This window comes from Nocardia crassostreae (assembly GCF_001613405.1).
Taxonomy (GTDB): domain Bacteria; phylum Actinomycetota; class Actinomycetes; order Mycobacteriales; family Mycobacteriaceae; genus Nocardia; species Nocardia crassostreae.
Genome location: NZ_BDCH01000019.1, coordinates 25,722 through 45,516, shown reverse-complemented (window position 1 = coordinate 45,516; position 19,795 = coordinate 25,722). Strand labels below are relative to the sequence as shown.

Annotated in this window: 15 protein-coding genes and 2 pseudogenes; 14 read left to right on the top strand and 3 right to left on the bottom strand. The window is 67.6% G+C overall.

Features of this window, described 5'->3' with window-relative positions:
• Positions 1-40: 40 nt before the first annotated feature.
• From NC4_RS19105 to NC4_RS19095, 3 genes and pseudogenes are all read left to right on the top strand, one after another.
• Positions 41-1,255, top strand: a pseudogene (locus NC4_RS19105) (PucR family transcriptional regulator); the annotation flags it as partial.
• A 223-nt stretch (positions 1,256-1,478) separates the two neighbouring features.
• On the top strand, positions 1,479-2,303 hold the full coding sequence (locus tag NC4_RS19100) for a hypothetical protein (RefSeq protein ID WP_067540157.1): 825 nt from the start codon (positions 1,479-1,481) through the stop codon (positions 2,301-2,303).
• On the top strand, positions 2,300-2,737 hold the full coding sequence (locus NC4_RS19095) for a hypothetical protein (protein WP_067540156.1): 438 nt from the start codon (positions 2,300-2,302) through the stop codon (positions 2,735-2,737). Before NC4_RS19100 ends, NC4_RS19095 begins: the two co-directional genes overlap by 4 nt.
• 160 nt (positions 2,738-2,897) lie before the next feature.
• Here the strand turns inward: NC4_RS19095 and NC4_RS19090 are convergent, their stop codons facing one another.
• A complete protein-coding gene (locus NC4_RS19090; RefSeq protein WP_067540154.1) occupies positions 2,898-3,338 on the bottom strand; it encodes a hypothetical protein in 441 nt (146 codons plus the stop codon).
• A 352-nt stretch (positions 3,339-3,690) separates the two neighbouring features.
• Between NC4_RS19090 and NC4_RS19085 the strand changes: the two genes are divergently transcribed.
• From NC4_RS19085 to NC4_RS19035, 11 genes are all read left to right on the top strand, one after another.
• Positions 3,691-5,904 carry a SulP family inorganic anion transporter gene (locus NC4_RS19085; protein ID WP_067540152.1) on the top strand — a complete coding sequence of 738 codons (2,214 nt, stop codon included), beginning with the start codon at positions 3,691-3,693 and terminating at the stop codon, positions 5,902-5,904.
• A 244-nt stretch (positions 5,905-6,148) separates the two neighbouring features.
• A complete protein-coding gene (locus NC4_RS19080; RefSeq protein WP_084529510.1) occupies positions 6,149-8,365 on the top strand; it encodes a SulP family inorganic anion transporter in 2,217 nt (738 codons plus the stop codon).
• 157 nt (positions 8,366-8,522) lie between these two features.
• Positions 8,523-8,984, top strand: a complete 462-nt coding sequence (locus NC4_RS19075; protein WP_245721789.1) for a TIGR02611 family protein — start codon at positions 8,523-8,525, stop codon at positions 8,982-8,984.
• Positions 8,951-9,817 carry a (2Fe-2S)-binding protein gene (locus NC4_RS19070; protein ID WP_067540146.1) on the top strand — a complete coding sequence of 289 codons (867 nt, stop codon included), beginning with the start codon at positions 8,951-8,953 and terminating at the stop codon, positions 9,815-9,817. The genes NC4_RS19075 and NC4_RS19070 overlap by 34 nt, the downstream gene beginning before the upstream one ends.
• A gap of 309 nt (positions 9,818-10,126) precedes the next feature.
• Positions 10,127-12,184, top strand: coding sequence for a threonine--tRNA ligase (gene thrS, locus NC4_RS19065; protein WP_067540143.1), 2,058 nt, complete (start codon positions 10,127-10,129; stop codon positions 12,182-12,184).
• On the top strand, positions 12,181-12,804 hold the full coding sequence (locus NC4_RS19060; protein WP_067540141.1) for an ATP adenylyltransferase: 624 nt from the start codon (positions 12,181-12,183) through the stop codon (positions 12,802-12,804). The genes thrS and NC4_RS19060 overlap by 4 nt, the downstream gene beginning before the upstream one ends.
• Position 12,805: 1 nt before the next feature.
• Positions 12,806-13,477 carry a phosphatidylinositol phosphate synthase gene (pgsA, locus tag NC4_RS19055; RefSeq protein WP_067540138.1) on the top strand — a complete coding sequence of 224 codons (672 nt, stop codon included), beginning with the start codon at positions 12,806-12,808 and terminating at the stop codon, positions 13,475-13,477.
• Positions 13,474-14,481, top strand: a complete 1,008-nt coding sequence (locus tag NC4_RS19050) for a phosphatidylinositol mannoside acyltransferase (RefSeq protein ID WP_281186323.1) — start codon at positions 13,474-13,476, stop codon at positions 14,479-14,481. The genes pgsA and NC4_RS19050 overlap by 4 nt, the downstream gene beginning before the upstream one ends.
• Positions 14,478-15,602 carry a glycosyltransferase family 4 protein gene (locus NC4_RS19045; protein ID WP_067540135.1) on the top strand — a complete coding sequence of 375 codons (1,125 nt, stop codon included), beginning with the start codon at positions 14,478-14,480 and terminating at the stop codon, positions 15,600-15,602. Before NC4_RS19050 ends, NC4_RS19045 begins: the two co-directional genes overlap by 4 nt.
• Positions 15,602-16,645, top strand: coding sequence for an NUDIX hydrolase (locus NC4_RS19040; protein WP_067540985.1), 1,044 nt, complete (start codon positions 15,602-15,604; stop codon positions 16,643-16,645). Before NC4_RS19045 ends, NC4_RS19040 begins: the two co-directional genes overlap by 1 nt.
• 384 nt (positions 16,646-17,029) lie before the next feature.
• Positions 17,030-17,698: an EthD domain-containing protein gene (locus tag NC4_RS19035; RefSeq protein ID WP_067540132.1), complete on the top strand. Its 669-nt coding sequence runs from the start codon at positions 17,030-17,032 to the stop codon at positions 17,696-17,698.
• Here the strand turns inward: NC4_RS19035 and trpA are convergent.
• Entirely contained in the window at positions 17,677-18,501 is an 825-nt protein-coding gene (trpA, locus tag NC4_RS19030) for a tryptophan synthase subunit alpha (RefSeq protein WP_067540129.1), read from the bottom strand. The two genes, NC4_RS19035 and trpA, sit on opposite strands and share 22 nt — an antisense overlap.
• Positions 18,498-19,773: pseudogene (gene trpB / locus NC4_RS19025) on the bottom strand (tryptophan synthase subunit beta). The gene trpA and the pseudogene trpB overlap by 4 nt, the downstream one beginning before the upstream one ends.
• Positions 19,774-19,795 lie beyond the last annotated feature (22 nt).

The window sequence follows — 19,795 nt, the reverse complement described above, 5'->3', positions numbered from 1 at the left end:
TGTTGTTCAGTAGGCCGAAGGGCGGTGTCTCATGACCGCGGAAGCACTCACCGCCGATACCGACCTGTACGGTCTCGCGCAGCTGGTCGCGCATCAGGCCGGGGGCATGGTGTCCATCGAGGATCAGGCCTCGCACGTGCTGGCCTACTCCGCCTCCGGCGAGGCCGCCGATCCGCTGCGCATCCAATCCATCCTCGGCCGCGAGGGCCCACGCGACTATCTGCGGGTGCTGCGCGAATGGGGCGTCTTCGACCGCATCCGCCACACCGACGAGGTGATCGACGTCCCCGCGCACCCGGAGCTGAATATCAAGCGCCGCTTGGTGATCGGCATTCGGCGCGCGGCCGGGACCGGCGGCGCGGACGTGCTGGGCACCATCTGGCTGCAACAGGGCGACACCCCGTTCACCCCGGACGCGGCGCAGGTCATGCGCGGCGCGGCGGCCATTGCGGCGCGCATCATCACCCGCATCCTGGACGCGCCCTCCACCGAGGCGCTCATGAACCAGCGACTGTTCGGCGTGCGCGGTGAGGGCGTGGACGCCCCGTCCCTCGCCGGTGCGCTGCACCTGCCGACCTCCGGTCCGGCCGCGGTGCTGGGCTTCGCCGCCGCCGACCTGCCCGCCGGATCGGATCACGCCAATCTGGCCAGCGTGATCCGCCTGCACGCCAGCTCTTTCCGGCCCGATTCGGTCACCATGGCCTTCGCCGAACGGGTGTACGTCCTGCTGCCCGGCTACCGTTCCGAACCGGCGGTCACCGCCTGGGTCCGCCAGCTGGTAGACCGGCAGGAGCAGCGCGCGCCCACCCTGCGCGCCGCCATCGTGATCCCGGTGGCGGAGCTCGCGGCCGTGGCCGCGGCCCGCGCCGAGGTGGACCGGGTGCTCGACAGCACCGCCGCCACCTTCCCCAAGGGCCGGGTGACGACCCTCGCGGAGTCGCGTACCGCGGTGCTGCTCGGCGAGGTGCTCGATCTGCTGCGCGCGCGGCCCGAGCTGCACGATCCGCGCCTGCGGGCCCTGTTCGATTACGACCGAAGGCATTCGGCGAATCTGCACGACAGCGCGGAGACCTATCTGCGCGAGCACGGCGACGTCCGCCGCGCCGCCGCGGTGCTGCAGGTGCATCCGAATACGCTGCGCTACCGCATCCGCCGCGTCGAGGACATCACCGGCCTGGTCCTCACCGATCCGGCGGACCGGCTGCTGCTGGAACTCCAGCTGGCGCTGCACCGGCGCGAGCAACGTCCCCGTTAAGCCGGATTAACGTCCCCGCGTGCGGATCTCGCCTCTACGACCACTGGTAGCGGGCGTGTCGCGCGGCGACGCCGCGTACGAACGCCGAGCAATTCTTCGGAATTCATTGCTCCAAAACAGTGGGGCTGCCAGGATATGTCGCACGCGACCACCTCGATATGGAGCGGCCGTGATCGGTATTCCTTCCTTTTCTCGGCTCGTGTCTATTTTCAGGAGATCGACCATGACCGCGGGGCACATCTCCGATACGGGAGGGCCGCTGACATCCGGTCGGGAAGCCACTCGGGAATTGGTTCGGGAATTGTCTTCGGGGGCGGTGGAATCGCGCACCGGGATATTGCGCGTAACCGGTGATCCCGGCGGGGATTTCTATCTGATCGACGGGAACATAGTGATGGTGGCCTCGGCCGGGACGCCCGGTGTGCACGATCTGCTGATGCGGCCCGGGCGCACCTCCAGCGGTGCGGCGGATCTGCGGCTGGTGGCCATGATGGCGGCCCTCGACGGCGCCTTCTCCATTGCCTCGGGCTGGCTCGGCGATTGCCGCTGGCAGAGTTCGGCGGTGCCGCCGCCGGGGCTGGTGCCGATGCCGAGCATCGATTCGGGCTGGCTGCTGCTGGAGACCGAGCGGCGGCTGCGGGCCCTGGCGCACGGTCCGGTGTCACCGCATCGAAATCACCTCTCGCTCACCGACCGCGGCCGCGCGCTGCTGGCCGGATCGGAGCGAACGGCCTGGCAGGACATCCTGTTCTGGGTCAATGGCCGGCGCACCTGCCGCGATATCGCGCTGCTGCTCAGCCGCGGGCTCTACGCGGTGACCGTCGAGGTGTCGCGCATGTTGGACGCCGGGGTCCTGGTCATCACGCCGGTGCGCCCCGAGGTCCCCGAGCAGCCGCCGCCGCGCCCGGGCACGCCCCGCTCGGTGCTACCGCGCCGCCGCCGCGGTGCCAGCGGCATCAACGACACCCTGCCCACGCCGTCACCGCGCGCCGCGAGCTCGGGACGTCAGGCTTCCACCCCCGTACGGGAACAAGAAAGGACGACATGAGTACACCCACCAGCACCGGTGTCGGCAGTCTTTCGGACAGGGTCGGGCTCCTAGTGAAGGCGCTACGGTCCGAGGCGCCGGATTGCATTGCCGCCGGCGCGATCGATATGGCGACGGGAATGCTGCTGTCGGTCGACACGATCGACAATCATCCGCCGGAAGTTCTCGATCTGCTCGCCGCGGCCACGCTGGATATCTTCCAGGGCCGCAATGTGACCATGATCGATGATATCTGGAAGGAACGGCGCGGAATACGAACCGACCGCCATTATTTCCTGGAAATTCTGGTGAACAGCGACAACCTCACCCACCTTTTCATTCGCACCGAAAGTCGGGAGGACGTCGTCGTGGTGGTGGTCTGTCGCAAGACCGTCAATGTCGGCATGCTGTTCGCACAGGCCCGGCGCGTGCTCAAAGACGCCGGGCGACTGTGACTTCGCGTCTCGCAATTCTCGGGCGACCCTCCGGGCGTCCGACACGGACTCCGGGTGCCGCTGCTCTGGCGTCGGGTGCGCACACCTGACGTGGCCCCGGACGCACTCCCGGCCGAACGCCCCTCACCCTCGGCCGGGAGTGCCCGTATCACGCCGTCGCTCAGGTGGTCACCTTGTGCCAGTTGCTGCCGCCGGGCCCCTGGATCTTGTAGGGGATGGTCTTCTTGGTTCCGTAGAAGTCGCTGCCGGAGGTCAGGGTGCCCAGGCTGGCCTCGAGGGATTTGGCGTACTCGTAGGAGTTGCAGGTGGACAGGTAAATATCGCCGGTGTATCCGGTGGGGATGATCTGCTTGAGAATGCCCGCCAGGGTGGCGGCTTCGAAGGACATGGCCGGGCCGGTGTCGTCCGCGTCGCCGATCTCTTCGTCGTTGCCGTGCGCGGTGATGAAGAGGTTCTCCTTCTTCTCCAGCCGGATGCCACCGGGCCACAACTTCTTGTTGTAGGCGTAGGCGATGCCGAAGCTATCGCTCTTGTCGGTGTAGGAGTCCTTGTAGCCCTTGTCGACGATGCTCATGTCCTTGGCTACGAATACCAGAATCATTGTCTTGTCGTTTCTTTGCAAACGAAAGCATAACCCCGAGCGGAAGTCATTGTGTCCGTTAAGCTTTCAGCCACTCTGGCGTGTCGAGTGTAACGCCGGACGCATGTGCATCGCGGACGTTTTGGACACCCGACCGAGAGGTATGCGCCGAGTGGCCCAGATCACATTTTGATCGCAGTTCGCCCCAATCGACGCAAACCCTTTTCAGGTTCTTTGCACTGTCTTTACGATTTTGCCGTTCGTTGTTCTCCATGGCGTCGTGCTGTCACAGCTGCGCCCGCCGCTCGCTCTCGATGCCAGTACATGTTGACCGATGAACCGGACTGGCTCGCCGCTCCGGCGAAGGAGAAATATGTCCACCGACACCGATCAAGCACTCCGGACGTCGCTTCCGCGATTGGCAACAGTGGTGCGATACGACCTACCCGCCTCGGTGGTGGTCTTCCTGGTCGCGCTGCCCCTCTCCCTCGGGATTGCCGTCGCATCCAATGCACTGGTCGAGGTCGGCCTCATAGCCGCCGTCGTAGGCGGAGTGGTAGCCGGTGTGCTCGGCGGATCGAATCTTCAGGTGAGTGGCCCGGCGGCGGGCCTGACCGTGGTCGTCGTCGAGACCATCGACAAGTTCGGCTGGCGTGGAGCCTGTTTCATCACCGCGGCGGCGGGCGTATTACAGATCGTCTTCGGGCTCAGCAGGATTGCGCGCGGGGCGCTGGCCATCGCGCCCGTGGTGGTGTACGCCATGCTCGCGGGCATCGGCATCACCATCGCCTTGCAGCAGGTGCACGTGCTGCTGGGCGGTTCGTCGCACAGTACGGCGGTGCAGAACATCGCCGCACTGCCGCAGCAGCTGCTCGATGTGCACGGGGAGGCGGTGGTCATCGGCTGCGCCGTGATCGCCATCATGGTCGGCTGGCGCTGGATGCCGCCGCGGGTGCGGGTGATCCCCGGGCCGCTGGTCGCGGTATTGGGCGGCACCGCACTGGCATTCGCGCTGCCGGGGGACGCGGACCGGGTGCGGCTGGACGGATCGCTCTTCGATGCCGTCGGCCTGCCGGAGATTCCGGATCAGAGCTGGGGCGTCATCGCCCTGTCCGTCCTGACCATCGCGCTCATCGCGAGTGTGGAGAGCCTGCTGTCGGCGGTCGCCGTCGACAGGATGGCGGGCGGGAGCCGCACGAACTTCGACCGCGAACTGCTCGGGCAGGGCGCGGCCAATCTGACCTCCGGCCTGCTGGGCGGTCTGCCCGTGACCGGAGTGATCGTGCGCAGCGCCACCAATGTGCAGGCCGGGGCGCGCACCCGCGCATCCGGTGTGCTGCACGGCATCTGGGTGCTGGTCTTCGCCGTCGCGCTGGTGGGCATGGTGCAGCAGATTCCCAGGGCCGCGCTGGCCGGTCTGCTCATTGTTGTCGGTGTCCAATTGGTGAAGCTGGCCCATATCAAGCTCGCGCACCGCACCGGCGATCTGGCGGTGTACGCCATCACCATCGCGGGCGTGGTGCTGCTCAACCTCCTCGAAGGCGTGCTCATCGGCCTGGAGGTGGCCTTCGCGCTGCTGCTGTGGCGAGTGGTGCGCGTCGCGGTCGCCGCCTCGGCCATCGACTCGCGCCGCTGGCTGGTCACCATCGATGGCGTCTGCACCTTCCTGGCGCTGCCCAAGCTCACCAAGGAACTGGCGAAAATCCCTGCCGGAGCGGCCGTTACGCTCGAGATGACGGTCGACTTCCTGGACCACGCCGCCTGCGAGGCGCTGGAGGAGTGGATGCGCGGCCATCGCGCCGACGGCGGCAGCGTCGAATGCGTGGAAATGGGTTCGGCGCGCATGGCCAATGCCGGTTCCGGCCCGCCGACGCGCGGTCACGGCCGCCGCATCCTCAATGATGTGCTCGGCCCCCGGCGGCGCACCGGCGCGCGGGTCGACCCGATCGTGGCCGGTATCGCGACCTATCACCGCAGTCACGCCCATGTCATGCGCCCGCACCTGGGCGAGATGCTCGACGGGCAGGAACCCGACGCCCTCTTCCTGAACTGCGCCGATTCCCGGATCGTGCCCAATGTCATCACCAATAGCGGTCCGGGCGATCTGTTCACCGTGCGCAATGTGGGCAATCTGATTCCCGCGCACGGCCGCGATGCCTCCATGGAGGCCGCCATCGTCTACGCCCTCGACAAACTCGATGTGCGCTCGGTGGTGGCGTGCGGGCATTCCGGTTGCGGCGCAATGGATGCGCTGTACCGGGAGGCCGTCACCGGATCGGGTCTGGACGACTGGCTGGCCCATGCCCGGTCGAGTCTGGCGGCCTTCCACGGCGGGCACCGGGTGGGGCGGGCGGCCGCGGCGGCGGGCTTCGGGCCGATCGACCAGCTGGGCATGGTGAACGTGGCCGTGCAATTGGAGACGCTCTACGCCCATCCGGTGGTCCGCCGGGGCGTGGAGGAGCGCGGCGTGGTGCTGTCCGGCCTGTTCTTCGATATCGCGACCGCCAGAGTGGTGGAGGTCACGGTCGACGGCATTGCCGAAATCGATGACCTGAACCACCCGGTGGCCGAGCCGCAACCGGCCTGAAAATCCCGGTCTACCGGGGCGATGGCGCAGAGTAGCCAGCATGGTGCGGGCGTGACCTCACACAAGGTTCACGCCCGTTTTACATTGTGACTCAGGTTTTCTCAGCCTTTGCTAAGATTTTACTTTTATCCTGTCGGCAGCTCGTCCGGTGAGTCTGTGGCCAATGCCGCCCACAGCATCAATTCGATGCCCGCAGAACATGTTCGACGTCTTTCGGAGCGAGTGCTCCGGAGAAGGAGCCGAGATGTCCCTCGACACCGATTCACCGCCAGGCAGACCGACTGACCGGTTCAACAATTGGTTGCGCCACGATTTGCCGGCCTCATTCGTCGTCTTCCTCGTCGCCCTGCCCTTGTCGCTGGGCATTGCCGTCGCCTCCGACGCCCCCATTGCCGCCGGTCTCATAGCCGCCGTAGTGGGCGGCGTGGTGGTGGGCCTGCTCGGCGGTTCGCCCTTGCAGGTGAGCGGCCCGGCCGCGGGCCTGACCGTGGTGGTCGCCGAGACCATCAGCAAATTCGGCTGGAAGACAGCCTGTTTCATTACCGTCGCGGCCGGAGCGCTGCAGATCCTGTTCGGCCTGAGCCGGATCGCCCGCGCCGCGCTGGCCATCGCGCCGGTCGTGGTGCACGCCATGCTCGCCGGAATCGGCATCACCATCGCGCTGCAGCAGCTGCATGTGCTGCTGGGCGGGTCCTCGCACAGCACGGCCTTCCAGAACATCGTGCAGCTGCCCGGTGAACTGACCAGCCTGCACGGCAACGACCTGCTCATCGGCTCGGTCGTCATCGCCGTCATGCTGGGCTGGAAATACATGCCCGGGAAGCTGAGGGTGCTTCCCGGACCGCTGGTCGCCGTCGTCGCGGGCACACTGCTGTCGCTGGTGGTGCCCGGCACTGTGGAGCGAATCGTCTTGAGCGGCTCGCTGTTCGACGCCATCGGGCTGCCGGAGATTCCCAGTGGGGGCTGGGGGGCCGTCGCGCTCGCGGTGCTGACCATCGCGCTCATCGCCAGCGTCGAGAGCCTGCTGTCCGCGGTCGCCGTGGACAAGATGCACACCGGCCCGCGCACCAATTTCGACAAGGAGCTCATGGCCCAGGGCGCCGCCAATATGACCTCCGGGCTGCTCGGCGGCCTGCCGGTCACCGGCGTCATCGTGCGCAGCGCCACCAATGTGCAGGCCGGGGCCCGCACCCGCGCCTCGGCCTTCCTGCACGGCATCTGGATCCTGGTGTTCTCGGTGGCCCTGGTCGCCGTGGTGCAGCAGATTCCGAAGTCCGCGCTGGCCGGTCTGCTCATCGTGGTCGGCATCCAGCTGGTCAAGACCGCCCACATCAAACTGGCGCACCGCACCGGCGATCTGCTCGTCTATGTCGTCACCGTGCTGGGCGTGGTCTTCCTGAACCTCCTCGAAGGCGTGCTCGTCGGCCTGGTGCTGGCCTTCGCGCTGCTGCTGTGGCGCGTGGTCAAGGTCGTGATCGTGGCCGGGCCGGTGGAGGGCGCCGACAACTGGCTGATCAGCGTGGACGGCACCTGCACCTTCCTGGCGCTGCCCAAGCTGTCCAAGGAACTGGTGAAGGTGCCCGCCGGGGCCGACGTACTGATCGAGATGAGCGTCGACTTCCTCGACCACGCCGCCTACGAGGCCATCCACGACTGGGCGCGCCAGCACGAAACCACCGGCGGCCGCGTCGATTTCGTCGAACTGGGCACGGTCCCCATGGCCGATGCCGTGACCGGCCCGCCGGTCCGCGGCCACGCCCGCAATCTGCTCGACGATGTGCTGCGCCCCTGGCGCAAGGGCGAGGACGGCAACCCGGTCACCGCCGGTGTCGCCGAATACCACCGCCGCCACGCCCACGTGGTCCGCCCGCACCTGGACGAACTGCGCGACGGCCAGAACCCGCACTCGCTCTTCCTCACCTGCGCGGATTCCCGCATCGTGCCCAATGTCATCACCAATACCGGGCCCGGCGACCTGTTCACCGTCCGCAATGTCGGCAACCTGGTGCCCCCGCAGGGCCGCGACAGCTCCATCGAAGCGGCCCTGTCCTTCGCCCTGGACGAACTCCAGGTCGATCACGTTGTGGTGTGCGGACATTCGTCCTGCGGCGCCATGAATGCCCTGCTGGCGGATCCGCCCAGCGGCCCCGGCCTGGGCGCCTGGCTCCGCAATGCGGCCCCCAGCCTGGACCGCTTCCGCCGCGGCCACCCGGTCGCCTTCGCCGCCGCCCGCGCGGGCTTCGGCGTCCCCGACCAACTGGCCATGGTCAATGTCGCGGTCCAACTGGAAACCCTCTCGGCCCACCCGGTGGTCCGCCGCGCCATTCACGAACGCGGAGTAGCCCTGTCGGGCCTGTTCTTCGATATCGGCACCGCCCGGGTCCTCGAAGTACGGCCCGACGGCATCGCCGAAATCGACGACGCCGACCTATCCGCCGAGTTGGCCGCCGCCATGAGCTGACGGCCACTACGCACCCCTTCTCGCTGGTGCACACCCTCTATAGAGGGTGTGCACCAGCGAGAAGGGGTGCGTACCGGTGCATTACCTCCTTGGGGTGATGGCGGATTGGGGGCTTTCCCGGAGGGCGGGGGGCGCGGGCGGACGTAATCTGGGCTGTGTGAGCACCGAGATTGATCCGGATCCGCGGACCGCGGGGGAGTCGCCGGAAAGTGCGACGGGGAAGTGGCGGCGCTGGCGCGCCTTGCGAGGGCACGTGGCGGATCGGCCTACGCTGAACGTCGTCTACCGCATCGCGGTGGGCGTGCTCGGTGTCGCGGTACTGGTGGTCGGGATTCTCGCGATTCCGTATCCGGGCCCGGGCTGGCTGATCGTTTTCGCGGGGCTGGGGATCCTGGCCACCGAATTCGCCTGGGAGCATCGGACTCTGCACTGGACGCACGGGCGGTATCGGCGGGTCATGGACTGGTATTCCGCGCAGGGATGGCTGGTCAAGGGGCTTGGTGCGGTGGCGACGCTCGCCCTCGTACTGGCGACGCTGTGGCTGCTCGGAACCTTCGGCGTCGTCGGCGACCTGATCGGAGTCGAATGGGAACCACTGCGCAGTCCGCTGTTCCGGTGAACATCGGGCCGGTGATCGTGCCTGGCACGGAACTGCTCCGGCCGGAGTGGCTGGGGGAGCGCATTGCCGATATGGGGATCTCCTGTGGCACCGGCGACGTCCGCGTCTCCGGCACCCTGTGGTGGTGCATGGCCGCCTCCTCGCTGGTGAAACCGATCGTGGTCGCCTATGCGCACGATGACGAGGACTTCGACCCCACCCTCGAACATCTGGCCCTCGAGATTCGCCCCGACGGCGGGATCGAGCAGGTCCTCCAGATCACGCCCGAGGCGGTGGCCGCGCTCGCGTCCGGTGCACACCCGGAGGCCGGGATCCGGCTCGAGCCGGGCGTCGAACTCGAGCCGGGTATCGAACTCGAGCTGGGTATCGAACTCGAGCCCGTCGTGCCGGAACCGGCGGTCGCGTCGCCCTCGGGCGACATGACCGTGGCCCAGGCGGGAGCCTGCGCCGGCCGCGCGTGCGACACGCTCGGCTGGGAGATTCCGCGCACCGGTGCGGGGCCGCTGCTGCGGCACACCCTCTCGCAGGTCATTCCGGTGGTGTCGCGCGTGTCGGGCGCGGGCGAGGCGTCGCTCTGGGTGATCGTCGCCGACGCTATCGGCAATCGCGCCCTGGACGCGGGCGATGAAGAGGTGGGGGCGCATCTGGCGCGCGAGGTGGCCGGACGGCTGCCGGTACCGCGCTTCAGTGATATCGGCGGGCGCACTTTTGTGCGTCGTATCTCCTGCTGCCTGGTCTTCGAGGTGCCGGGCTGCGAAATGTGCACCAGCTGCCCGAAACGTCCTGCGGCGCAACGGGAACAGCTGCTGGCGGAGTTGGCGGCGCGCGGCTGAGCTGCTTCGACGCGGTGCGGGGCGGGCCCGCGGAGACGGGGCCGGGACGGTCGGATCAGCCCGCGCCGCGACGGTCGGAAGGTCTCGGCGGCGTGGGCGGATCGCGTTCGCGGCACGTGCGCCGGGTCGCCGGGGCCCCCGGCGGCGACGCGACGGCATGGTCCATCGACGCGGGGCCGGGACCATGCCGATAGCATGGTGCGCGCCGGAGTCTTGCCTGTCGTGCACCGCCACGAGGCAGGACCGGCCATCCGAATAAGATCGGCGAGGCGCCCCCTCGCCTACGATACTGCCAAGGAGTGCGCAGCCGTGAACACCTCACCGCCGAAATCCCCAGCCGCCCTCGTCCGGGTGCCGGCCGGGACTACGGCGGGTGCCGCGGTGCGCGAGGCGGACCTGCCCAGCAAGGGCCCGGACGCGGTCATCGTCGTGCGCGACGACGAGGGCAACCTCAAGGACCTGTCCTGGATTCCGGACACCGACGTCGAGGTCGAGGCCGTCACCGCCGACTCCCCGGACGGCCGCAATGTGATCCGGCATTCGGCCGCGCACGTGCTGGCCCAGGCCGTGCAGCAGGAGTTCCCCGAGGCCAAGCTCGGCATCGGCCCGTTCATCAAGGACGGCTTCTACTACGACTTCCAGGTCGACCGCCCCTTCACCCCCGAGGATCTGGCCAAGCTGGAATCCCGGATGAAGAAGATCGTCAAAGGCGCGCAGCGTTTTTCGCGGCGCGTGGTCGAGGTCGAGGACGCCCGCGTCGAACTGTCCAAGGAGCCGTTCAAGCTGGAGCTCATCTCCGACAAGTCGGGTATCGACGATCCGGAGATCATGGAGGTCGGCGGTAAAGAGCTGACCATCTACGACAATCTGGATCCGCGCACCGGCGAGAAGCTGTGGGGCGATCTGTGCCGCGGCCCGCACATCCCGACCACCAAGTACATTCCGGCCTTCAAGCTGACCCGCTCCTCGGCCGCCTACTGGCGCGGCGATCAGAGCCGCGAGGATCTGCAGCGCATATACGGCACCGCGTGGGAATCCCCGGAGGCCCAGGACGAGTACCTGCGCCTGCTGGAAGAGGCCGAGAAGCGCGACCACCGCAAGCTGGGCCTGGAACTGGATCTGTTCTCGTTCCCGGACGAGCTGGGCTCGGGCCTGCCGGTGTTCCACCCCAAGGGCGGCATCATCCGCAAGGAGCTCGAGGACTACTCGCGGCGTCGGCATATCGCCGCGGGCTACGAGTTCGTCAATACCCCGCACATCACCAAGGGCCATCTGTTCGAGGTCTCCGGCCACCTGGACTGGTACCGCGACGGCATGTTCCCGGCCATGCACCTGGACGCCGAACTCAACGAGGACGGCACGGTGCGCAAGCCCGGCCAGGACTACTACGTCAAGCCGATGAACTGCCCCATGCACAACCTGATCTTCCGGTCGCGCGGCCGGTCGTACCGGGAGCTGCCGCTGCGCATGTTCGAGTTCGGCTCGGTGTACCGCTACGAGAAGTCCGGCGTGGTGCACGGCCTGACCCGCGTGCGCGGTATGACCCAGGACGACGCGCACATCTACTGCACCAAGGAGCAGATGCACGCGGAGCTCACCTCCACGCTGCAGTTCGTGCTCTCGCTGCTGCGCGATTACGGCCTCGACGACTTCTACCTCGAGCTGTCCACCAAGGACCCGAAGAAGTTCGTGGGCTCCGACGAGCTGTGGGAGGAGGCCACCGAAACCCTGCGCAAGGTGGCCACCGACTCCGGTCTGGAGCTGGTGCCGGATCCGGGCGGGGCCGCGTTCTACGGTCCCAAGATCTCCGTGCAGGCCAAGGACGCCCTGGGCCGCACCTGGCAGATGTCGACCATTCAGCTCGACTTCAACCTGCCCGAGCGCTTCGAGCTGGAGTACACCGGCTCCGACGGCTCCAAGCATCGCCCGGTCATGATCCACCGCGCGCTGTTCGGTTCCATCGAGCGCTTCTTCGGCGTGCTCACCGAGCACTACGCGGGCGCGTTCCCGGCCTGGCTGGCCCCGGTGCAGGTGGTGGGCATCCCGGTCGCCGAGACCTTCGCCGAGCATTTGGACGCCGTCGTCGAAGAGCTTGCCGCGCAGGGCATTCGCGCCGAGGTCGATCGCAGCGACGACCGCATGCAGAAGAAGATCTTCAACCAGACCGCGCAGAAGATCCCGTTCATGCTGCTGGCCGGGGCGCGCGATGTGGAGGCGGGCGCGGTGAGCTTCCGCTTCCGCGACGGCACCCAGGTCAACGGTGTGCCGGTGGCCGACGCCATCGCCACCATTGTCGATTGGATTCAGCGGCGCGACAACAGCTCTCCCACGGCGGAGGGGTTCGAAATTCGGAGCGCCAACGCATGAGTGAGGTTACGGCGTCCGGCAATCTCGATAACGAGACTGCCGCGCAAGAAGATTCGGCACCGAGCGAGCAGATCGTGGATGTGGGTGCGGGGGATCCGGATCGCCTGCAGCGGCTGTGGACGCCGTACCGCATGTCCTATATCACCGGCGCGGCCGTCGACGAGGGGCGGAATGCGGACGTGCCCAAGAAGACCGGGCATCCCTTCACCGATATCCCGCAGATGACCGATGAGGACGGGCTCATCCTGGCGCGCGGCCAGTGGGTGTACGCGGTGCTGAACCTGTACCCGTACAACCCCGGCCACACGATGGTCGTGCCCTACCGCCGCGTGGCCAATCTGGAGGACCTCACCGCCGAGGAGAGCGCCGAGCTGATGGCGTTCACCCAGCAGGCCATTCGCGTCATGAAGCGGGTCTCGCGACCCGAGGGTTTCAATGTCGGTCTGAATCTCGGTGGCGTTGCCGGGGGTTCACTCGCCGATCACCTGCACCAACACATCGTGCCCCGCTGGAGTGGCGACGCGAACTTCATTACCGTCGTCGGCGGAGTGAAGGTCATGCCACAGCTGCTGCGGGAAACCCGGGCGCTGCTGGCGGAGGCATGGAAGGAATCCGAGTAGCGTGCTGAGCTTCTTCGGTCGCGAAACGTTCGCCAAAGCGACTGCGCCCCTGGGCAAAGCCTTGGTGAGCACCGGCCTCACACCGGACGCGATGACGCTGATCGGCACCACCGCCTCGATTGCCGCCGCCGTGACACTGTTCCCGTCGGGTCACCTGTTCTGGGGCACCATGGTGATCTGGCTGTTCGTCATGTTCGACATGCTCGACGGCGCCATGGCGCGCGCCCGCGGCGGCGGCACGAAATACGGTGCGGTCCTGGACGCCACCTGTGACCGGGTGGCGGACGGCGCCATCTTCGCCGGGCTGGCCTGGTGGGCGGTGTACCACGAGGGCTCCAAGCATCTGTTCGCGGCGACGCTGGTGGTGCTGGTGACCTCGCAGGTCATCTCCTACGCCAAGGCGCGCGCCGAGGCCAGCGGGCTCTCGGCCGACGGCGGCATCATCGAGCGGCCGGACCGCCTCGTCATCATGCTGGTCGGCGCCGGATTCACCGGTATCGGCGGGCATTTCGGCATCGAGTGGCTGAGCTACGCGGTCTACGCGGCCATGTACGTCCTGGCGGTGCTGAGCATCGTCACCGTCTTCCAGCGAGTGCTGGCGGTGCGCAATTCGCCGGGCGCGCGCGAGGTTATTCCGATGGCGGTCAAGGCTCCGGAGGAACCGCAGCGGTGAGCACCTCTTTCACGTCCGCGATGACCGACAAGGCGTACGCGGCCGGGTGGCGGCTGGTGCGCGCACTCCCGGAGGGGATGGCGCGCAAGGGTTTCGACGCCGGAGCCGACTTCGCCGCGCGAAAGGTCAACAGGGCCGCGCAGCGGGGACAGCAGAATCAGTTGCGGCGCAATCTCGCTCGCGTGCTCGGCGCGACGCCCGAGCAGGTGCCCGACAGCTTGATTCGCGACAGCATGCGCTCCTACGCCCGCTATTGGCGCGAGGCGTTCCGGCTGCCGTCCATGGACTACGCCGCCATCGGGCGGATGACCGTCGAGGGCGTCGAGAATCTGGAAGCCGCCCTGGCACGCGGGCGCGGCGTGGTGCTGGCGCTGCCGCATTCCGGCAACTGGGATATGGCCGGAGTGTGGCTGGTGCAGAACCACGGCGGGCTGTCCACCGTGGCCGAACGGCTGCAACCGGAATCGCTGTACGAGCGCTTCCTGGCCTATCGCGAGAGCCTCGGCTTCGAGGTCTTCCCGCTCACCGGCGGCGAACAGCCGCCGTTCCCGATCCTGGCGGATCGGTTGCGGCAGAACAAAGTCGTCTGTCTCATGGGCGAACGCGATCTCACCGGCAAAGGCGTGCCCGTCGACTTCTTCGGTGAGCGCACGTGGATGCCCGCCGGTGCGGCCAAACTGGCCGCCGAGACCGGGGCGGCGCTCATCCCGGTGCACTGCTGGTTCAACACCGAAGGCCGCGGCGGGGCATCCTGGGGTATGAAGACCGAGGCGCCCCTGGATGTTTCGGCCGGTGTGGCCGCGGCGACCCAGGCGCTGGCGGACCGGTTCGCGGCCAATATCGCCGCCCATCCCGCCGACTGGCACATGCTGCAACCACTGTGGGAAAGTGATTTGTCGCAGGCCCGCCGCGATCGCATCGCGGCGGCGCAACAGGCACTGGGGTATCGGGAACCGGGCGCTGACACCGGAACCGAGGGGCGTAGGGGAGACGGCGCGCTATGAGAATCGGCATGGTTTGCCCGTACTCGTTCGACGTTCCGGGCGGTGTGCAAGCCCATGTCGTGGAATTGGCGCAGGTGCTCATCGAGCGCGGGCACAAGGTGAGCGTGCTCGCGCCCGCCGCCGAGGACACGCCGCTGCCGGATTACGTGGTGTCGGCGGGCAAGGCGGTGGCGATTCCCTACAACGGGTCGGTGGCGCGACTGTCCTTCGGGCCCACGGCGTATACGCGCATCCGGCGCTGGATCGCCGAGAACGATTTCGACGTGCTGCACATTCACGAGCCGAACGCGCCGAGCCTGTCCATGCTGGCCTTGAAGATCGCCGAGGGGCCGATTGTGGCCACCTTCCACACCTCGACCACGAAATCGCTGGTGCTCAGCACTTTTCAGGGTGTGCTGCGGCCGTATCACGAGAAGATCAGCGGACGCATCGCGGTCTCGGAGCTGGCGCGGCGCTGGCAGGTGGAGGCCCTCGGCGGTGACGCCGTGGAGATCCCCAATGGCGTCGACGTGCCGTTCTTCGCGCACGCGCCGCTGCTGGCGGGGTATCCGCGGGCGGGCGGCACGGTGCTGTTCCTGGGCCGCTACGACGAACCGCGCAAGGGTATGGAGGTGCTGCTCGGCGCGCTGCCCGCGCTGGTGGCGCGCCATCCCGAGGTGGAGGTGCTGATCGTGGGCCGCGGCGACGAGGAGCGCCTGCGCCGCGAGGCCGGTGCGCTCGCCTCGCATCTGCGTTTCCTCGGGCAGGTCTCGGATGCGGAGAAGGCCTCGGCCATGCGCAGCGCCGATGTCTACTGCGCGCCCAATCTCGGCGGCGAGAGCTTCGGCATCGTCCTGGTCGAGGCCATGGCCGCCGGGACCGCGGTCGTGGCCAGCGAACTCGACGCCTTCCGGCGCGTGCTGCGCGACGGCACCGCCGGGCTGCTCGTCCCCGTCGGCGATTCCGCCCGGCTCGCCACGGCTCTCGATGCGCTGCTCACCGACACCGGCCGCCGCGAGGAGTTCATTCGCACGGCCAATCAGGTTGTCGGCGAATACGATTGGCCGGTGGTGGCGGAACAGATCCTGCGCGTCTACGAGACCGTCACCGTCGGTGACGTGCGTGTGAGGACCGCCGGATGATCACTTTCTCCGCGACCACGATTCTGGTCCTCGCGCTCGTCGCGGCCATTGTCATCACCGTCGGCGTCTGGGCCTACACCACGGCGAACCGCCTCGATCGCCTGCACGTGCGCACCGATCAGGCCCGCCACGCCCTGGACGCGGCGCTCGCGCGGCGCGCGGTGGTGGCCCGCTCGGTGGCCACCACCATCTCCGGTCTCGGGGGCGACCCGGAGCTCGTGGAACAGGCCCGCCGCTTGGTCGCGCTGGCCGACCGCGCCGAACGGGTAAACTGGCGCGATCGCGAAGCCGTCGAGAACCAGCTGGCCGCAGCGCTTTCCGCGGTCGATATCGCGCTGCTGCCGCCGCAATTGGTGGCCGAGCTGGCCGATGCGGAGGCCCGCGTGCTCATTGCCCGCCGCTTCCACAACGACGCCGTGCGCGACACCCTCGCACTGCGCACCCGCCGCCTGGTCCGCACCCTGCACCTCGGCGGTACCGCGCCGCTGCCGACCTATTTCGAGATCGCCGAGCGCGTCACGCCCGCGGCCTCCACCGGTCTGGATGTGGATATCGTCCGCACCTCGGCCCGCGTGGTGCTGCTCGACGAGGACGATCGCGTCCTGCTCCTGCGCGGCGTCGATCCCAAGGTGCCCGACGTCCCGTTCTGGTTCACCATCGGCGGCGGCGTGAATCCCGGCGAATCCTTGCGGGAAGCCGCTGTTCGCGAGCTCTACGAAGAAACCGGCCACCCCGCCGATTCGTCCATGCTGCGGGGTCCGCTGTGGCGGCGGGTCGCCGTTTTCCCCTTCAATGGCGAATTGATTCGCTCCGAAGAACTGTTCTTCGCCCTGCGCACCAAGAATTTCGATCCGGTGCCCGCCAATCTCGACTACGTCGAACGCCGCTCCATCAACGGCAACAAATGGTGCACCCCCGCCGATATCGCCGCCCTCGATCATTCCGGCGAGACCGTGTACCCCTACCACCTGGACCAACTGCTGGACGAGGCCGTCTCCGCGGCCGATGCCGACGCCGATCCGGAAGTCCGCTCCATTCGCTGACGCGCCTTGTTCCGGAATTGGCCGAGCGCCAACCAGATAACCGGTGGTTACCATTGGTGGCGTTCGGGCTGGATAGGTCAGGCCCCGACTATCCCGGAGCCGCGCGCGGGTCGCTCAGAGGAATATTCCGATTCCGGCGAGCGCAACAACTGCCGCAAACCAGATTGCGGTAGCCAGCAGCGTGATGAGAATTGTTTCTTCCTTTCTTGCGGTCCCGCATCATGCGGGTATGGAGTTAATCCGCAGCAAAACGTGACGTGTTTCATGAAATCGCCCCCGGAATCAAAATAGGCGCCTGACGGGTGCGTCCTACGTCGGTCCGGTGGGTGGGATCGGCCGCCGAAACCGTGCGGACGCACGCATAGCCGGGTCTACGGTTCCGGCATGAAACTGATGTACGCGCTGTGGGGCGCCGAGGCGGGGGAGCGTCTGCACTCCGCCGAGCTGCGGCGCCGACTGGCGGATCTGGGCGCGACCGAACTCCAGGTGAATGTGCGCGACGCCGCGGTGGATGCGGCGCAGCTGCGGCACACGACCTACGACGAGCCGATCGCCGCCATCGTGAGCGTCCGCACCGACGGCGACCACGAAAACGTCACCGCCGCACTGGCTTCGGTGGCGGACGAGGTCAATGGCTGGGTCGTCGACGAGCGGACGCCCATCGTGCCGCCGCCGGTCGGGAACGGGGTGCGCACCGATGCGCTGGCCAATATCGCGCTGCTGCGCATTCCCGCCGATCTCACCCGCGCGGAATGGCTGCATCGCTGGCACGACCTGCACACCCCGGTCGCCATCGAAACCCAGGACACCTTCGGCTACGTCCAGAACACCGTGGTCGAGCCGGTGACCGCCGGTAATCGCGTCGATGCCCTGGTCGAGGAGCTGTTCCCGATGGCGGCCATGACCAGCCTGCACGCCTTCTACGGCAGCGGGGGTGACGAGGCCGAGCTACAGCGCCGCATGACCCGCATGATGGAGAGCGTGGTCGGCTTCGGTGCGCACCTCGACCTCGACATCGTTCCCACCAGCCGTTACGTGTACAAGCTGGGGTGACGGACGCCCGTGGCGAGCTCGGCGGTGAGCGCGCCCAGCGCGGCGCGACCCGCCTCCGCATCGGGGGCGTCGAGCATGGCCTTGACCAGGGCGGTGCCCACGATCACGCCATCGGCGAAGGCCGCGACCTCGGCGGCCTGGGTCGCATCGGCAATGCCGATGCCGACGCAGACCGGGAGGCCGGTGGCGGCTCTGATGCGGCGCACCAGATCCTGCGCGGTCGCGCCCGCCGTGGTGCGGGTGCCGGTGACCCCCATCAGGGCGGAGGCGTAGAGGAATCCGCTTCCGGCTCCGGCGATTTCGTGGAGTCGCTCGGTGGTGCTGCTGGGCGCGACCACGAAGACGGTGGCGAGATCGTGTGCGGCGGCATGCTTTCGCCACAGGTCGGATTCCTGGACGGGCAGGTCGGGCAGGATGACGCCCGCGCCGCCCGCTGCGGCCAGTTCGGTGGCGAAGCGCTCGATGCCGTAGCGGTCGATCGGATTCCAGTACGTCATCACCAGGACGGGTTTGCCGGTGGCGGCGTGGGCCTCGCGCACCGTGCGCAGTACATCGGCAATGCGGACGCCGCCGCGCAGCGCGATATCGTCGGCGGTCTGGATGACCGGGCCGTCCAGCACCGGATCACTGTGCGGCAGGCCGACTTCGAGAATATCCGCGCCGCTGGTCAGCACCGTCTCGATGGCGGCGATACCGCCGTCGACGGTGGGGATGCCCGCCGGGAGATACCCGATGAGCGCGGCGCGATTCTCACGCTTCGCCCGGGCCAGGGTGTCGGTGAGGAGCTGAATGTTCCCGCTCATGCGGCATCGGTCCCTTCGGTGGTGCTCCGCTGAGAGAAATAGGTTGTGGCCGTTTCCATATCCTTGTCGCCGCGACCGAACAGATTCACCAGGATCAGGCCGTTCTCACCCAGTTCCCGGCCCACCTCGAGGGCTCGGGCGAGGGCGTGTGCGCTCTCGATGGCGGGAATGATGCCCTCGGTGACGGACAGCAGACGGAAGGCCTCCATGGCCGCCGCATCGGTGATCGGCCGGTATTCGCCGCGGCCGATGTCGTGGAGATGGGAGTGCTCCGGTCCGACGCCCGGGTAGTCGAGTCCCGCCGAGATGGAATGGGCTTCGGTGATCTGCCCCTCCTCGTCCTGTAGGACGCAGGAGCGCGAGCCGTGCAGAATCCCGGGCTCGCCCGCCGAGATCGATGCCGCGTGACGGCCGGATTCGACGCCGAATCCGGCTGCCTCACAACCGATCAGCCGCACACTCTCGTCCGCGAGGAAGGGATGGAACAAGCCGATCGCATTCGATCCGCCACCCACACAGGCGATCGCCGCATCCGGCAACCGTCCGGTGCGCTCCGGCATCTGCCGTCGCGCCTCCACCCCGATCACCCGCTGGAAATCGCGAATCATCGCCGGAAACGGATGCGGCCCCGCGACCGTGCCGAAGATGTAATGCGTGGTCTCGGTATTGGCGACCCAATCCCGGAATGTCTCGTTGATCGCATCCTTGAGCGTCCGCGACCCGGACGTCACCGGAATCACCTCGGCCCCCAGTATTTTCATCCGCGCCACATTGAGCGCCTGCCGCTGCGTATCGACCTTGCCCATATAGATCGTGCAGTCGAGTATAGATCGTGCAGTCGAGCCCGAACAGCGCGCACGCCGTGGCCGTCGCCACCCTGTGCGATCCGGCCCCCGTCTCCGCGATCACCCGCGTCTTACCCATCCGCTTGGTCAGCAGCGCCTGCCCCAGCACATTGTTCACCTTGTGCGACCCGGTGTGATTCAAATCCTTCCGCTTGAGGAAAACCCGTGCCCCACCGGCATATTCACCGAACCGCGCCACCTCGGTCAGCGCACTGGGCCGCCCCGCGTAATGCCGCAACAGCCCCTCGAACTCGGCGACGAACCCGGGATCCACCTTCGCCTTGTCGTACGCCGCCGCGACCTCGTCCACGGCGGCGACCAACGCCTCCGGAATGAACTTCCCCCCGAATTTCCCGAAATATCCGTCCGCCCCGGGGATTCGCCCCTCCGGATCCGGAACAAAGAACTCACTATTCATTGTCGGCATGCTCCTACGCCGGAGCACTGCG

Excerpts from the sequence above, each read along its gene's own strand:
- NC4_RS19060 (WP_067540141.1), top strand. The coding sequence starts at position 12,181 with ATGAGTGAGGTTACGGCGTCCGGCAATCTCGATAACGAGACTGCCGCG.
- NC4_RS19035 (WP_067540132.1), top strand. The coding sequence starts at position 17,030 with ATGAAACTGATGTACGCGCTGTGGGGCGCCGAGGCGGGGGAGCGTCTG.
- NC4_RS19100 (WP_067540157.1), top strand. The coding sequence starts at position 1,479 with ATGACCGCGGGGCACATCTCCGATACGGGAGGGCCGCTGACATCCGGT.
- NC4_RS19095 (WP_067540156.1), top strand. The coding sequence starts at position 2,300 with ATGAGTACACCCACCAGCACCGGTGTCGGCAGTCTTTCGGACAGGGTC.
- NC4_RS19080 (WP_084529510.1), top strand. The coding sequence starts at position 6,149 with ATGTCCCTCGACACCGATTCACCGCCAGGCAGACCGACTGACCGGTTC.
- NC4_RS19045 (WP_067540135.1), top strand. The coding sequence starts at position 14,478 with ATGAGAATCGGCATGGTTTGCCCGTACTCGTTCGACGTTCCGGGCGGT.
- trpA (WP_067540129.1), bottom strand. The coding sequence starts at position 18,501 with ATGAGCGGGAACATTCAGCTCCTCACCGACACCCTGGCCCGGGCGAAG.
- NC4_RS19070 (WP_067540146.1), top strand. The coding sequence starts at position 8,951 with ATGGGAACCACTGCGCAGTCCGCTGTTCCGGTGAACATCGGGCCGGTG.
- NC4_RS19090 (WP_067540154.1), bottom strand. The coding sequence starts at position 3,338 with ATGATTCTGGTATTCGTAGCCAAGGACATGAGCATCGTCGACAAGGGC.
- NC4_RS19085 (WP_067540152.1), top strand. The coding sequence starts at position 3,691 with ATGTCCACCGACACCGATCAAGCACTCCGGACGTCGCTTCCGCGATTG.